Annotated in this window: 9 protein-coding genes; 8 read left to right on the top strand and 1 reads right to left on the bottom strand. The window is 36.2% G+C overall.

Features of this window, described 5'->3' with window-relative positions; translation table 11 throughout:
* The 7 genes from J7K93_02540 to J7K93_02510 all read left to right on the top strand — a co-directional run.
* Nucleotides 1-2160 (top strand): PDZ domain-containing protein (locus J7K93_02540; GenBank protein MCD6115868.1); only part of this gene is annotated, 2160 nt, incomplete at its 5' end.
* Nucleotides 2161-2322: 162 nt separating this feature from the next.
* Nucleotides 2323-4176, top strand: a complete 1854-nt coding sequence (locus tag J7K93_02535) for a PAS domain S-box protein (protein ID MCD6115867.1) — start codon at nucleotides 2323-2325, stop codon at nucleotides 4174-4176.
* A gap of 5 nt (nucleotides 4177-4181) precedes the next feature.
* Nucleotides 4182-5573 (top strand): sigma-54-dependent Fis family transcriptional regulator, encoded by a 1392-nt coding sequence (locus tag J7K93_02530; GenBank protein ID MCD6115866.1) that lies wholly within the window; start codon nucleotides 4182-4184, stop codon nucleotides 5571-5573.
* 199 nt (nucleotides 5574-5772) lie between these two features.
* On the top strand, nucleotides 5773-6165 hold the full coding sequence (locus tag J7K93_02525; protein ID MCD6115865.1) for a response regulator: 393 nt from the start codon (nucleotides 5773-5775) through the stop codon (nucleotides 6163-6165).
* A gap of 108 nt (nucleotides 6166-6273) precedes the next feature.
* Nucleotides 6274-7560, top strand: coding sequence for a Glu/Leu/Phe/Val dehydrogenase (locus tag J7K93_02520; protein ID MCD6115864.1), 1287 nt, complete (start codon nucleotides 6274-6276; stop codon nucleotides 7558-7560).
* Nucleotides 7561-7678: 118 nt separating this feature from the next.
* Complete coding sequence (locus J7K93_02515; protein MCD6115863.1) at nucleotides 7679-9433, top strand: hypothetical protein; 1755 nt, start codon at nucleotides 7679-7681, stop codon at nucleotides 9431-9433.
* Nucleotides 9430-12612, top strand: a complete 3183-nt coding sequence (locus J7K93_02510) for a nucleotidyltransferase domain-containing protein (GenBank protein ID MCD6115862.1) — start codon at nucleotides 9430-9432, stop codon at nucleotides 12610-12612. The genes J7K93_02515 and J7K93_02510 overlap by 4 nt, the downstream gene beginning before the upstream one ends.
* Here J7K93_02510 and J7K93_02505 read toward each other — a convergent pair.
* Nucleotides 12605-13492, bottom strand: a complete 888-nt coding sequence (locus tag J7K93_02505) for a metallophosphoesterase (GenBank protein ID MCD6115861.1) — start codon at nucleotides 13490-13492, stop codon at nucleotides 12605-12607. The two genes, J7K93_02510 and J7K93_02505, sit on opposite strands and share 8 nt — an antisense overlap.
* Nucleotides 13493-13717: 225 nt before the next feature.
* On the opposite strand from J7K93_02505, the gene J7K93_02500 reads away from it, so the two are divergent.
* Nucleotides 13718-16078: a prolyl oligopeptidase family serine peptidase gene (locus J7K93_02500; protein MCD6115860.1), complete on the top strand. Its 2361-nt coding sequence runs from the start codon at nucleotides 13718-13720 to the stop codon at nucleotides 16076-16078.
* Nucleotides 16079-16202 lie beyond the last annotated feature (124 nt).

Genomic DNA, 16202 nt, shown 5'->3' with positions numbered 1-16202 from the left:
GCTTTTTTCTCTGACAAAACAGGGGAGTACCAACTTTATGTGATGGATATAAAACCCGATGCAAAATGGCAGCAGCTTACAAAAAAATTAAAGCATATGGTCTACCATCTGGAGTGGTCTCCTGACGGCACCAAAATTCTCTTCGGAAATAAGGACTTTGCGCTTTTTTATTATGATTTAACTGCAAAGAAACTCGTAAAATTCGCAGAATCCAACCAGCTTAAAAATGATGAGTTTTACTGGGAAATAAGCGATTATTCATGGTCTCCGGACAGCAAATGGATAACATACTCATTTGTGCATTACAACAGAAACAGTGTTGTGTATCTGTACAGCCTTGAAAAGAAAAAGAGTTTTGCAGTTACAAGCGATTTTTATGACAACCTTAATCCGAGCTTTGATGCGAATGGTAAGTATCTATATTTTCTTTCTTATCGTAATTTTGACGTCAGAATGGATGTATTTGAGGATGACCATGTGATTCTGAATCCGGTTAAAGTTATGGTTGTACAATTGAGAGATAACCTGTCTCCTCCTTTCTCTGAGGATAGTAAAGACAAAAAAGAGAATGATGATGAGTTTAAAATTGATCTCAAAAATATTCGGAACAGAATTTACTCTCTGCCTGTATCAGCAGGTAATTACTTTTTCTTAAAAGCAGGAAACGGGAAAGTAACATGGGCATCAACCGATTATTTCGGAGAATCCGAATATGAAGAAATTTTTAAACCCGGAGGACGTGCAAAATGGAGTCTTCATATCTTTGATATGAATGAGAAAGAGGAGAGCGTTGTTTCCCAGGAGATCAGCGACTGGAAACTTTCGGAGAACCGGGACTATGTAATTGTTAAGAAAAATGATACTTATTTTTCTTCATCTGTAAAATCCATGTTCGGCTCAAAGAGAATAGGAAAGAAAATTGATCTTGGTGATATGACCTATACGGTAAAGACGAGAGAAGAGTGGAACCAGATTTTCAGCGATGCATGGCGCTGGTACAGGGATTTCTTTTACGATCCTAACATGCATGGAAGAGACTGGAAAGCCATGGGAGATAAGTACAGGGCATACATCCCTCAGCTTACTTCGAGAGGAGATTTAAACTGGCTTCTATCTCAGATGGTAGGAGAACTTTGTGTGTCCCATACCTATGTGTGGGGAGGCGATTACGGCCCTGTTCAAAGGCAATGGCCTAAAACTTACACCGGCCTTCTTGGCGCGGATCTGGAGAAAACCGGAACAGGCTTTTACAGATTTGCAAAGATTTACGGACCTACCGAATATAACTGTGATCTGCAGAGTCCTCTTGTTCGTCCGGATATAAAAATCAGGCAGGGGGACTATCTTATTGCAATAAACGGTAAAACAGTCAAAACGCAGGACAATCCTTATAAATATCTGCAGGTTACAAGAAACCAAAAAGTCAAAATTACAATTAATTCCAGTCCGTCAAAAACAGGAGCAAAGACATACGAAGTAAAGCCCATTCGTTCTGAATACAGATTAAGATACGAAAGATGGGTTGCTGACAACATCAAAAAAGTGATTGCAGCAAGTAACGGACAGATAGGCTACATGCATCTTACGGCCATGAGTTCATCAAATGTTGCGCAGTTTGATAAGTACTGGCGTGCGTTCAGATATAAGAAGGGTTTGATAATTGATGTACGCGGAAACGGCGGAGGATGGACAGAGTACTTTATAATTGACAAACTTGAAAGAAAAATGACTGCCAAAAACTGTCTGAATGGAATGGTTCCTTTCCGATATCCGGGAAGTGTAAGTAACGGACACATAGCAGTTGTGTCAAATGAGTACAACGGGTCGGACGGAGAAGCTTTTGTGGAAGATTTCAAAGCAAATAAGCTGGGGACTGTTATCGGCGTGCCTTCATGGGGCGGACTTGTAGGAATAATTAACGGACAGAAAACTATGGATAACGGTACTGTGCATCAGTCAAATAATGCATTTTACAACAGGAATGGTAAGTGGATTGTTGAAAATCACGGGGCAGATCCGGATATCCTTGTTGAGAATGATCCTGCTTCACGTATGGCAGGGCAGGATAAGCAGCTTGAAACTGCAATTAAGGTGCTTTTGAAGCAGATAAAAGAAAATCCGTATAAATTTCCGTTGAAACCGGATTATCCTGTAAAGTAACCTACTTTAATTACTAAAGATTAAGAGCCTCTCTAAAAATCAGAGAGGCTCTTAAATATTTGGTTTTATTCATTTCTTCACTATATAAAATGAATTTCATTTTTGTAAAAAAATTATTAAATTATTGTCATTAGTTGTATATAAACACAGAGGACTGCTCAATTGAAATCAGATGAGATGTTTTTTACTTTATATAATATCCAACGTATTCTAATAAATCAGACAGATAAGAATGTTTTGTTTGAAAAAATTTGTGATGCATTTGTTAGTAATAGCAAGATTGATAGTACATGGATTAGCAAATCAGATAATGAATCAGACCAAAAGATTATAGCAAAATCTTCAAAGAATGATAACTATAAGGATTTTACAATTTCTTTTAAATTGGTTTTTAATGAGAAACAATATGGATTTTTATATCTAAAATTTAATGACTATCAAATTATTGATGAAAATACGCATCAATTACTGAATGAACTTGCGAAAAATATAGCATACAGTGTTTACAAAATTGAAAATGAAGAGGATCGTAAAAAACTTGAGGATGAGTTAATAGAGAGTAAAGAGAAACTGGGGGAACGAATTAAGGAGCTGAGATGTCTTTACGCAATTTCAAGGCTCATTGAAAAACGTGGAATATCTCTTGATGAAATTTACCAGGGTACCATACAGTTCATACCCAATGCATGGCAGTATCCTGAAATAACATATGCTAAAATTTTTCAAAATGATAAAATATTTAAAACTGAAAACTATCAGGATACACAATGGAAACTGACAAAAGAAATTTTCGCTGATTCAAAACAAATCGGTCTTTTGGAAATTGGTTATTTAGAAGAAAGAGCTGAAAAAGATGAAGGCCCTTTTCTTAATGAGGAAAGGGCTCTAATCAATACTATTTCCGAAAGGCTTGGTAAAGCTGCGGAGTATATTAAAATACAGACAATACTGCATGAGCAGGAAACAAGTTTTAAAGATTTGGTGGAGAATTCTCTGATAGGGATTGTTATTATTCAAGGGGGCCAAATTGTCTACATGAATTCAGAGCAAGAAAGGATATCAAAATTACTGCCTGAAATATTCAGTAAAATGAACTGGAAAAATATCCATCCTGGTGATGTGGAAAAGGTTAATGCTAATTTTAGAAAAATTTTATCAGGACAGAAAAAACGTGTTGATATTGATTTCCGGTTTTATCCTTCAGAAAATAAAATTGACATTAAATGGGTCTATTGCCGTGTGAGTACTGTAGAATATCAAGGGAAAGATGCATTACTGTTAAACATTATGGATGTTACTAGATCAAGGCATACGGAAAGTCTTTTACGTGTAAAAGACAAAATGGTCTCATTGGGACATGTCACGGCAGGCATTGCTCATGAGATACGAAATCCGCTTTCAGGGATCAATATATATTTAAATGCACTGGATAAACTTATTCCAACGAAAGAAAATTTTGACAAGGCCCATGAGATCATTAATGAAATGCAGGCTGCTTCAGGAAAAATTGAATCTGTTATTCAGAGAGTAATGGATTTTTCCAAACCAACAGAACCAAAATTAATTAAAATGAATATTAATAAACCCATTAAAGCGGCTATTAGTCTTTCTTCTGTGACGTTAAGAAAAATTGGTATAAGCATTGAGGAATTTCTCGGTGAAGAATTGCCAAAATGTTATGCTGATCCTCTTTTGATAGAGCAGGTTATACTTAATTTAATTACGAATTCTGCTGAAGCAATGAAAAAAAACACTGGTAAGAAAAAGGTTGAAGTATCATCCTCAATAAAAAAAAATCATATTATTATAAATGTTTCAGATTCTGGCCCGGGTGTTCCAATACAGCTGAAAGAAAAAATATTTGATCCTTTTTATTCTACAAAAAATGGAAATACTGGAATAGGCCTGAGTCTCTGTCACAGAATAATTAGTGATCATGGTGGTACCTTGGATGTAACTACCAGTAAATGGGGTGGCGCTGAATTTATTATTGAAATACCATTTCAAGAGTTATAAAAAATATGATTACTTATAGTATTTATGTTATAGACGATGAAGAAACTATCCGAGAAGGCATTTCCACAGTGCTTGGCACTGAATATAATGTCAAAGCATTTACAAATGCAGAATCTGCCTTTGATGTATTTAAAATTAGTCTTCCGGATCTTATTTTGTTAGATATAGGGCTTCCGGGAATGAATGGAATCGATGCCCTCCGAAAAATAAAAGAAATACATCCTGAAGTATTAATAATAATGATTACAGCATATGAAGATATCAATTCAGTTGTTTCTGCAATGAAATTGGGTGCATATGATTATGTGTTAAAACCCATTCATATGGACAGACTTGAACTTTCTATAAAAAATGCACTCGAGTCAATAAAACTCAGAAAAGAGATACAATACCTGCAGGAACAGTATATTGAAGAAAATATGCCTTTTTTTATAGGAAAGAGTAATATCATTCAGGAAGTTATTGAATTTATTAAACTTGTTGCAAAAAGTCCAGATACGCCTATTTTAATTTTAGGAGAAACCGGGACAGGAAAAGAACTGATTGCAAAGGCCATTCATTACAGAAGTCCAAATTTCAAGGGCCCTCTTATTACGATGAACTGTGCTTCGCTGCCTGGTGAGCTGGTTGAAAGTGAGCTTTTTGGATATGAAAAAGGAGCATTTACCGGAGCAAAAGCATCTGGTAAAAAGGGACTGATTGAGGAAGCTGCCAATGGGACGTTATTTTTAGACGAAATTGGTGATCTGAGCATGGCAGCACAGGCCAAACTTCTCAGATTTCTTGAAGAGGGCGAGTTCTATCGAGTTGGAGGTACGCACCTGCATACGGTAAACACAAGAGTGGTATCTGCTACAAATAAAGATATTAAGGGGATGATTGAACGAGACCAATTTAGAAAAGATCTTTATTATCGGATAGGTGTTGTTACTGTAGAAGTACCATCTTTAAATGAGCGAAGTGCAGATATCGTACAACTATCAAATTATTTTCTTGAGAGGTTTTCCAAAAAGTTCAATAAGCAGTTTAACAGTATTTCTCAGGAGGCATGTGAAGAATTGATGAATCATCACTGGACAGGTAATATCCGTGAATTAAAAAATGTAATTGAGAGGGCTGTTTTAATTGGCAATGGTTCTGAATTATCTGTTAAAGATATTGGATTTAAGAAAACATATGTAAAAAAAAATGATGCGACTAAAGATGAATACGTATTACCACCAATTTCTGCAACAGGAATTGATATATCAGATGTTCAAAAATCAATTGAAAAATATTACCTGGAAAATGCCCTGAAAATAGCTAAAGGAAATGTGAGTGCTGCTGCAAGACTTCTTAAGATGAATCATCATACTTTTAGGTATAAATTAAAATTGCTCCGCAATAACCCTAAATAAATATTAACGTCCTGTTAATTTCGGAAAAATGAGAAAAACAATTTCTCAAATACTCTAACTTTATATATTCTAAACATTTCTTGAGGATTAGCTAACTAATTGAATATAATAAAGATAACTACATAAATTTAGATTGGTATAGATTGTGCATATGTTTATATGAGAAGATAAAACATGTTAATTTATATGGTATGGAAATATGACAATTTACACTAAAATAAGAAACATGAAGACACTTCTCATTGATGATGATAAGTGGATACGAAACTCAATGAGCATAGTATTTGAAAATGAAGATTGTTATCTGAAAGCAGTAGAAACAGCTGAAGAGGCACTGAAAGAACTAAAGGTAGAAAAGTATAATATAATTATTTGTGATTATAAATTGCCGGGTATTGATGGCATTGAGTTTTTTGAAAAAATTAAAGACATTTATATGGACACTATAAAAATTTTGATTACAGCATACGGCAACAAGTCTATTACTGAAGATGCGATCTGTCTTGGAGTGAATGATGTAATTGAAAAGCCATTTACAACAAAAACGATAGAAAATTCTCTAAAATTAACACTATTACATAATAAATTATAATAGTACAAGCCAAGAAGGGAGGTGAATGGAGAAAAGAGAATAATATCATTAATCTAATTCATTAATAATGTGTCACATGTTAAAAAAATATTAGGAGATTTGTTAGCTATGAATAATGAAGCATATAATCCATTTGAAACTGCAAGGACACAGTTTGATAATGTAGCTGAAATGCTTGATCTTGATAATGGTACTAAAGAGTTATTACGTAATACAATGAAAGAATACCATTTCAATATTCCTGTCCATATGGATAACGGTGAAGTAAAAATATTCCGTGGATTTAGAGTTTGCCATAACAATGCACGTGGACCTGCTAAAGGGGGTATAAGATTTCATCCCCAAGAAACAATAGACACAGTAAGAGCTTTGTCTATGTGGATGACATGGAAATGTGCGGTAGTTGATATCCCATTGGGAGGAAGCAAGGGTGGTGTGATTTGTGATCCGCATCAGTTGAGTTCGAGGGAACAAGAGCAAATATGCCGTGGTTGGATACGCCAGTTATCCAGAGATATTGGCCCATTACAAGATATTCCTGCACCTGATGTGATGACCAATGCACAACATATGATATGGATGCTGGATGAATATGAAACAATCCATAATGCAAAATATCCAGGAACAATAACCGGTAAACCAGTAGGATTGGGTGGTTCGTTGGGAAGAACAGAAGCCACAGGATATGGTGTTATGTACACAGTTAGAGAGGCCATGAAAGAGCTGAATATACGAGTTGAGGATACTAAAGCAAGTTTCCAGGGTTTTGGAAATGTTTCCCAGTATGCAATACGATTATATCAACAAATGGGTGGTAAGGCAATAGCGGCCTCATATTGGGATCAGGAAGATCAAAAATCATATACGTTTAAGAAAGATTCCGGAATCAACATGGATGAACTTGAACCAATTACTGATAAATTCGGAGCTATCGATAAAAATAAAGCAAAAGAAATGGGATATGAAATCCTGGATGGATCCGCCTGGATTGAACAGGATGTTGATCTCCTTGTACCAGCAGCTCTTGAGAATCAAATTAATGCTGAGACAGTGAACAAAATCGGTAAAAACGTAAAAATTATTTGCGAAGCTGCCAATGGCCCAACAACACTTGAAGCAGATAAAATAATCAGAGAGCGTGGAATATTTTTGATCCCTGATTTTCTTGCAAATGCTGGCGGTGTTACATGCAGCTATTTTGAGCAGGTACAGTGCAACATGAATTACTATTGGGAAAAAGATGAAGTACTGGGAAGACTCGACACAAAAATGACAGCGGGCTTTATTGCTGTTAGTGAGCTGGCAAAGAAAAAAAATCTTTACATGAGAGACGCAGCTTATATGATCGCAATTGACAGAGTGGCTCAGGCGTGCAAGATTCGTGGATGGGTTTGATGAAAGTTATCTGTTGACATAATGTTACTTATTTCTTACTATGCAGGGGTAGAACAATTTTGCCCTTGCATAGCATTTATAAAGAGTTTTTATTTTTTTAATGAAATAAGGTAAGTCTGTGAGTGTACTTGAAAAACATATCGGGTCTGCATGTATTCCGGAATTTAACCGTAAATTTTTTACTGGTAATGAGTTGTTTTCTCGTATCGGTACTGGTGAGATAGGGGGTAAAGCACACGGACTTATAGCAATAAAACAGGATTTGGAACAGCTTTATAATGCAGACTCTATCCAAAACATCGTTGTTGATATTCCTCTGTTTTCTGTAATTACAACCTATTTTTTTGACCTATTTATGAAACAGAACAACCTGTATAAAATTTCTCTGTCCGATTTCACTGATGAGCGTATTGCTCATCATTTTCAGAGTGCAAATCTTCCTGCAGATTTGATCGGCGATCTCTGGGCACTTATATCAAAAGTACATACTCCTCTTGCAATACGCTCATCGAGTTTGCTTGAAGACAGTCTGGAAACGCCATTCGCCGGAATATATGCAACAAAAATGATTTCGAATAACCAGCCCGATACAGAAAGTCGTTTTCGAAAATTGGTTGAAGCAATTAAATATGTATATTCTTCCACATTTTTTAAAAATGCAAAAGACTATGCAGCAGCAACTTATAATGATATTAAAGCAGAAAAAATGGCTGTCATTATTCAGGAAGTGGTTGGGTTGCGGCACAGAAATCGGTTTTATCCAAATATTTCAGGTGTTGCACGTTCATACAATTATTATCCATTTGGTCGGTCAAAGCCGGAATACGGCGTTGTAAATTTGGCACTTGGCCTTGGAAAAACAATTGTTGATGGGGGCCTCTGCTGGTCGTATTCACCGGCACATCCCCAAATTGATCCACCACATAATTCCATACAGGATTTATTAAAACAGAGCCAAACTGATTTCTGGGCAGTGAATATGGGCGGCGTTACACAGTATGATCCGGTAAATGAAGCCGAGTATCTTGTAAAACTAAACCTATCTGATGCAGAGTATGACAATGTTCTGGCAAAAATTGTATCTACGTATGATGCCAACTCTGACAGAGTATACATAGGTACTGGCCGAAAAGGCCCAAGAATAGTGACATTTGCTCCTATATTACACTTTGAGGAACCACCTCTAAACCAGATTATAAAAGAAATACTGCCGATGTGCGAAAATTCTGTTGGCGGAAAAGTGGAGATAGAATTTGCAGTGACTATTGATAACAGAAATAGCAATACATTCAGATTCAGTTTACTACAGGTAAGGAGAATGGCATCTTCAGAAGAAAAGGTTTATATCAATATGGATGATATTGATAATTCAGATATTCTTTTAAAATCAAATATTGTTCTGGGCAATGGCAAACGTAATGATATACAGGACATTGTGTATATAAAACCGGATACATTCGATTACAGCAAGACAAAAATAATTGCTTCCCAGCTTGAAGTTATAAACAAACAATTATCAAAAAAAAGTCAACCCTATATGCTTATTGGATTTGGTAGATGGGGCAGCACCGATCCATGGCTAGGGATCCCTGTTAATTGGGGGCAAATTTCGCAGGCAAAAGTTATAGTTGAATCATTTCATCCAAAACGGTCAATTGATTTTAGCCAGGGATCACATTTTTTTCATAACGTCTCAAATTTACATATTATGTATTTTTACATTAAAGATAATGATGACTGCCATATAGATTGGAAATGGTTGGATGAGCAGAAAATTGTTAATGAAACTGATTTTATAAAACATATACATTTAATAAATCCTGTTAAAGTAGTTGTTTCATTAAAAAATAAATTAGGTGTGGTAATCAAATGAATGATAAAAATATCCATATTGACGTATTATTTGATACTCTTAAGGAGAGAGAAAAAGAGCTTAACTGCTTTTATCAGATAGAGGAATTACTAAGCCAGACAAATCTAAGCTTTGATGAACTGTTTCAGGGCATAATTGAAGCTATACCGACCGGTTGGCAATACCCTGATATCTGCCAGGTAGAAATAATATATAATAATAGGATTTACAAAGCTGCCAACTATACTGAACCAGTAAAAGAGCTTAGTGCTGAAATTATTCTTCAAGGAGAGGTTGTTGGCAAGATAATTGTGTCATATTTTGAGGGTGTGCCCCATACTGATGAAGGATATTTTTTAAAGGAAGAAAAAAAATTATTACACACTATTGCAAATCGAATTTCTCAGACAATTCTTTACCGAAAATTAAAATCTACAACCAATGAATGGGAAAATATAAAAGAAACATTTTCTCATAAAGATGGAAACGAATGGGTTGTACTTGTAGACATGTTACTTCAGTCGGATAGGAACCTTTTTGTATATCTTTCACGTAAGATGCTCCACTATCTTTACTGGAACGGAATAGAAGAAGCAAATGAACTGCTTAAGCAATTTGAAGTAAAAACTTCCAGAGAAGAATTTGAGGATATAAACAGTCCAAGCAAAAAAAAGCCAATAGATAACATTATAGCTTTGAGTAAGGAAGTTTTTAGAGTTGCATCTCAAAATTTTGAAAGCAGCATAATTTTATATAACATTCAAAAATGGATTCAGGAAGATAAATCTCGTTTTTTAGTAAGAGCGATAGATGACCCCAACTCATCGTTAACTGAAATAATTGATGCTATAACACGTTACCATCACATAACCAAAGAAGGTTTTGAATTATCAATTTCAATAAACAAGGGTCTGCGTGTGTCATTAATCCGCAGGTTTTTTTCTGATCAGCTAGAATTTATCAATATCGCTAAACAGTATATTGATGTAGAGGACTACTATGATATTGTAAAAAATGTCATTTTCCCTGCTAACAGCCATGGAAAGTTGGGAGGGAAAAGTGCCGGACTTTTTCTTGCTTCTCAAATTGTAAATAAATGTAAATCCTACTCAGATTTATTTTATGAGATGAAAGTGCCAAAAACCTGGTATATTACTTCAGATGGACTGATTAATTTTCTTTATTACAATAATCTTGAAGAGATTATTGAGCAGAAATATAAAGATATGGATGAAATTTTTATTGGGTATCATAATATAATTCAGATGTTTAAAAATTCTCCTTTTCCTCCGGAGATTGTACAAAAATTATCAGCTGCTTTAGATGATATTGGAGAAGTTCCCATTATAGTTAGAAGTTCAAGCCTGCTCGAAGACCGGTTTGGAGCCTCATTTTCCGGAAAATATAAAAGTTTATTCCTTGCTAATCAGGGCAGCAAACTGCAGCGATTGGATGCTCTTACAGATGCAATCGCTGAAATTTATGCATCCACTTTCGGGCCCGATCCCATTGAATACCGGAAGGAAAGGGGGCTGATAGATTTCTTTGAAGAAATGGGGGTGATGATACAAGAAGTAGTTGGTACAAGGGTTGGCAAATATTTTTTTCCTTCATTTTCCGGTGTGGCTTTCAGCAATAATGAGTTCCGCTGGTCTCCCAGAATTCAAAGAGAAGACGGACTCATCCGTATAGTGCCGGGGCTGGGTACACGTGCTGTTGATAGACTTGCAGATGATTACCCGATTCTGATCTCTCCAGGCCAACCTAAACTGCGTGTCAATATTACGCCTGATGAAATACAGCGTTATTCTCCAAAGTATATTGATGCAATAAATATGGAAAATAATACATTTGAAACTATTGCTATATCTGATTTATTAAAGGAATATGGCGATGATTTTCCAATTATCAATCATATTGTTTCCCTTGTTAAGGGTGATTATGTACAGGAATATACTTCCGTATTGAATATGGATTTTGAAAAAGATGATTTTGTTGTCACTTTTTCCGGAGTTATAAACAGAACAACATTCATTAAACAGATTCAAAATCTTTTAAATGTTTTAAAAGAAAAGATTAAGACGCCGGTGGACATTGAGTTCGCTCATGACGGTAAAAATTTGTATTTGCTGCAATGCAGGCCGCAGCCTTATTCAAAAATCAGTAAACCTGCTCCGATTCCAAGAGATATTCCTGATGAGAAAATATTATTCTCTGCAAAAAAATTTATATCTAATGGATACATACCAAATATTACCCATATAGTCTATGTAAATCCAGAGGCTTATCAAAAAACGGCCTCGCTAGAAGAACTTAAAAACGTCGGCAGAGCTGTAAGTGCATTAAATAAAATACTGCCCAAGCGGCAATTTATTCTAATGGGCCCGGGCAGATGGGGGAGTCGGGGTGATATCAAATTAGGGGTCAATGTTACTTATTCGGATATCAACAATACTGCGGCCCTTATAGAGATAGCAAAGAATACTGGTAATTTCACGCCTGATTTATCGTTCGGAACTCATTTTTTTCAAGATCTTGTTGAGTCATCTATTCGCTATTTACCACTTTACCCTGACGAAAAAGATGTTGTATTTAATAAAAGATTTTTTAATATGTCACCCAACATACTTAGTGAGTTAGCTCATGAATTTTCCGGTTTGTCTGAAATAATACGTGTGATTGATGTTCGGCGTCAAACAGATGGCATGGTACTTAATATTCTAATGAATGCAGATATTAATGAAGCAATTGCGGTTTTAGCGAATACTGATAGTGTAAAAACTTACGTTTATGAAAATGAGAGTGAAACAAAGAAGGAACAATTAGATGATTTTTGGAGATGGCGATACCACATGGCTAAGAAAATTGCAGATCAACTGGATCCTGATAGGTTTGGAGTGAAAAAAATATATATTTTCGGAAGCACTAAAAATGCGACAGCCGGACCAGCGAGCGACATTGATTTACTTATTCATTTTAATGGATCAGAAAAACAAAAAAATGACCTTTTATTATGGCTGGAAGGATGGAGCCTGACACTGGCAGAGATGAATTATCTGAAAACAGGCTACAAGTCGGATGGCCTTCTTGATATACACATTGTTACAGATGAAGATATCAGGAAAAAAACGAGTTATGCTGTCAAAATAGACGCAGTAACAGATGCTGCCAGGGAACTCCATATCGGAAAAGCTATTTGAGTTCTCTTGTAGCTTGTTGAGGAGAACGCGGATTAAATCTAACAATAGCAAGTTCATGCCCGTCGTGAGCGGCAGATAACATGATAGTTTTATTAATGTTATCCTTCCATGACCCAGTAATTCGTGCTGATTCATGAACATGGCCATGAAGGGTTATTAAAGGCTGTTTTTTCTCAATAAACCGTTTAATTGCAATACTGCCAACGTGTACATCCAGAGGAACATAGTCTATCATTTTTCCATCTAAAGCTGCACGATCCAGATAAGTTTGATACGGTGGAGAGTGGAAGAGAAAGACAGCTTTTTCAAGATTATCATTCATAGTGAGTTTTTTCAGGTCTTCTTTAATTGTGGAGTATTTTAACTCAGATTCCGGAACCGGAATTGTGTGGGAACCTTCATACGGTGCGGTACATCCAGGATCAGTGTATCTTGAAACATCGAATTTCTCCCAATCCTTTAACCTGAATGGAGTAGGAGGAATAAATGAATAACCGTAAATACTGTATCCATTCCAGATTATTTTACGATTATGAATATAATTCCAAATACCGGTTGTACTAACGCTTAGTATGGAAGATTCTTCAAAACGAGGATCATCATTCCCTAGAATCAGGAATATTTCAGGATATTTTTTACCCATAATTTTTTTTAATCTGCCAAATTCAACAGCAAGAAAATCATTAATAAAATCTTCATGGATAGATTTAAATGATACTGTTAATTTCATCATTCCGGAGGGAAGTAGGTCGCCTCCCATAAAAACGGCTGCCGGGCTTTCATTCATAATAGCATCAAAAAGAGTTTTGTATCTGGAGATGCTTCCATGAAGATCAGAGACAAAAAAACAATTTTTTGATATCAGCTCTTTAGTATGCAAAGATTTTCTCCAAAAAAAATACAGATAAAAAAAGTTATAATAAAAAGTGTTTCTTTTACATGATTTCCTTACTTGTAAAACATAAATGTGGTTTTTTACTGTTCTGCGAAAAAACAGACATTTATAAGATGAAACACAATAGCCGTTAATTCGTATAATAATTTATTAAAAAAATTTTCCAATCAAAATAAATTTTACATACCATTGTAATTAACAGGAGTTTTTATGAAAAATTTACGACTCTTTATTCCCTTATTTTTTGTGTTGGTTCTTTTCCGGCCGCTGTTTTCCGGAGACAATACCTCAAAATTTACAATTGAAAAAATAATGCAGGACCCCAAATGGATAGGGTCTATACCTTCGCGTATACACTGGTCTCCTGACGGCTCAAAAATTTATTTTTTATGGAACCCGGAAAATGCGCAGTCTGATTCCCTGTATGAAATTAACAGAAAAGGCTCCAAACCTGAAAAAACCGATAAGTACGAGAGAGAAAAAATGGTGTCCTATTACGGCTCATTTGATAAAAAGAAAGAGAGATACGTATATGAAAAAAACGGAGATTTGTTTGTCTGTAATCTGAAGAACAGGAAAACAAAGAGATTGACAAAAACAACAGACAGGGAATCCCGCCCGTTTTTCAGCAGAAACGGGAAAAAGATATTCTTTTACAAAGGTACGAACCTTTTTTCAATAAATATGAAAAGCTTTTTTATTGAGCAGATCACGGATTTTAAAAAGGGATCAAAACCTGATAAAAAAGACGATCTGTCCTGGATAGGGAAACAAGAGATAAAATTAAGCTCAGTCCTGAAAAAAAGAAGACAAAGAGAATTACTTCGCAGAGAAAAGAGTAAAGCGGAGGGTGAAAAAGAGTCAATAGCAGTTTATACGGGCAAAAAAAGAGTTGTTAATGTTAGCTTAAGCCCTGATGAAAAATATGTAATTTTCTGTCTTGTTAAAAGCGGGGCCAAAAGCAAAAAAACAATTGTTTCGGATTTTATTACAGAAACAGGATATACGGAAGATATCTCATCCAGACCAAAGGTGGGATATCCTCAGTCTGATTATGAGCTTGCAGTGTGGAACAGCGAATCCAGGGAAATGACAATTTTCTCAAAGGGAAAGATCCCGGGAATAAAAAAAGAGCAGGATTCGGAAAAGAAAGGTAAAGAGGTATACCGTAAAGTTATGATTACTTCTCCTGTATGGCAGAATAACGGGAACCTTGCTGTTGTTAATATTTTTTCCCAGGACCATAAAGACAGATGGATAATGCTTGTAAATCCTGATTCAACGAATTTTACGCTGATTGACCGTCAGCATGACGATGCGTGGATAGGAGGGCCGGGTATTATGTCCTGGGGAGGATCCGGCACAGGGTGGATGCCTGATGATAATCATGTCTGGTTTCAGTCGGAAGAATCCGGATATTCACACCTCTTTTGTGTTGATATCAGAACAGGGGAGAAAAAACAGCTTACCAGTGGAAAGTTTGAAGTTTATTCGCCCCGAGTATCAAAAGATAAAAAATGGTGGTATTTTTCCGCAAATATCGAACATCCGGGAGTCAGAAATTTTTACAGGATGAAAATACGCGGCGGAGTTCCTGAAAAAGTTACAAATCTTTCGGGAAGAAACGATGTTTACCTGTCTCCGGATGAAAAGATGATAGCAATACGAAACTCCACATCAAATCATCCCTGGGAGCTTTATTTAATGAAAAATGAGCCTGGAGCAAAATTAGTCAGAATTACATTATCCACAACAAAGGAGTTTGATTCGTATAAGTGGCGGAAGCCTGAAGTAATAACATTTAAGGCAAGAGACGGAAAGCCGGTTTATGCCCGTTTGTACAGACCCGAGAATCCCGGCCCGGGCATGCCTGCTGTTATATTTGTCCATGGGGCAGGATATCTTCAGAATGCACACAAATGGTGGAGCACATATTTCAGAGAGTACATGTTCCACAACTTTCTTGCGGACAACGGATTTTATGTGCTTGATATTGATTACAGAGGCAGCTCAGGATACGGCCGTGACTGGAGAACTGCAATTTACAGGGACATGGGGGGAAAGGATCTTACAGATCAGGTAGACGGAGCAAAATATCTTATTGATTCGTGCGGAGTTGCTCCTGAAAAAATTGGTATTTACGGCGGTTCTTACGGTGGATTTATTACGCTTATGGCAATGTTCAGGGCTCCTGATGTGTTTAAAGCAGGAGCAGCACTAAGAGCAGTAACAGACTGGGCTCATTACAACCACTGGTACACATCAAGAATTCTTAACTGCCCGGATCAGGACAGTACTGCTTATATGAAGAGTTCTCCAATTTATTATGCAGAAGGGTTAAAGGGAGCTCTTTTAATGTGTCACGGTATGATTGACACGAATGTTCATTTTCAGGATATTGTGCGTTTAACTCAGCGTCTGATTGAACTTGGGAAGGAAAACTGGGAACTTGCTGTATATCCCATGGAGGGCCACGGATTCAGAGAACCTTCAAGCTGGACAGACGAGTACAAGAGAATTTTCAGGCTTTTTGAGGAGAACCTGAATAGTGAAAAGGGGGGAAGTGAATAGTGAATAGGGAATAGGTCGCCCCGCTCCCTGGGCTTTTTCTCTTGTAAGTTACGCAATGGAGGCAACGGGATAAAAAGATTTAGCCACGAATTACACGAATAAAAAGCAAGATGGAAGGCTTACG

Source organism: bacterium (genome assembly GCA_021158245.1).
Classification (GTDB): Bacteria; Zhuqueibacterota; QNDG01; order QNDG01; family QNDG01; genus QNDG01.
Note: the sequence above shows the minus strand (reverse complement) of the source record. Positions and strands in the feature narration are given on the sequence as shown.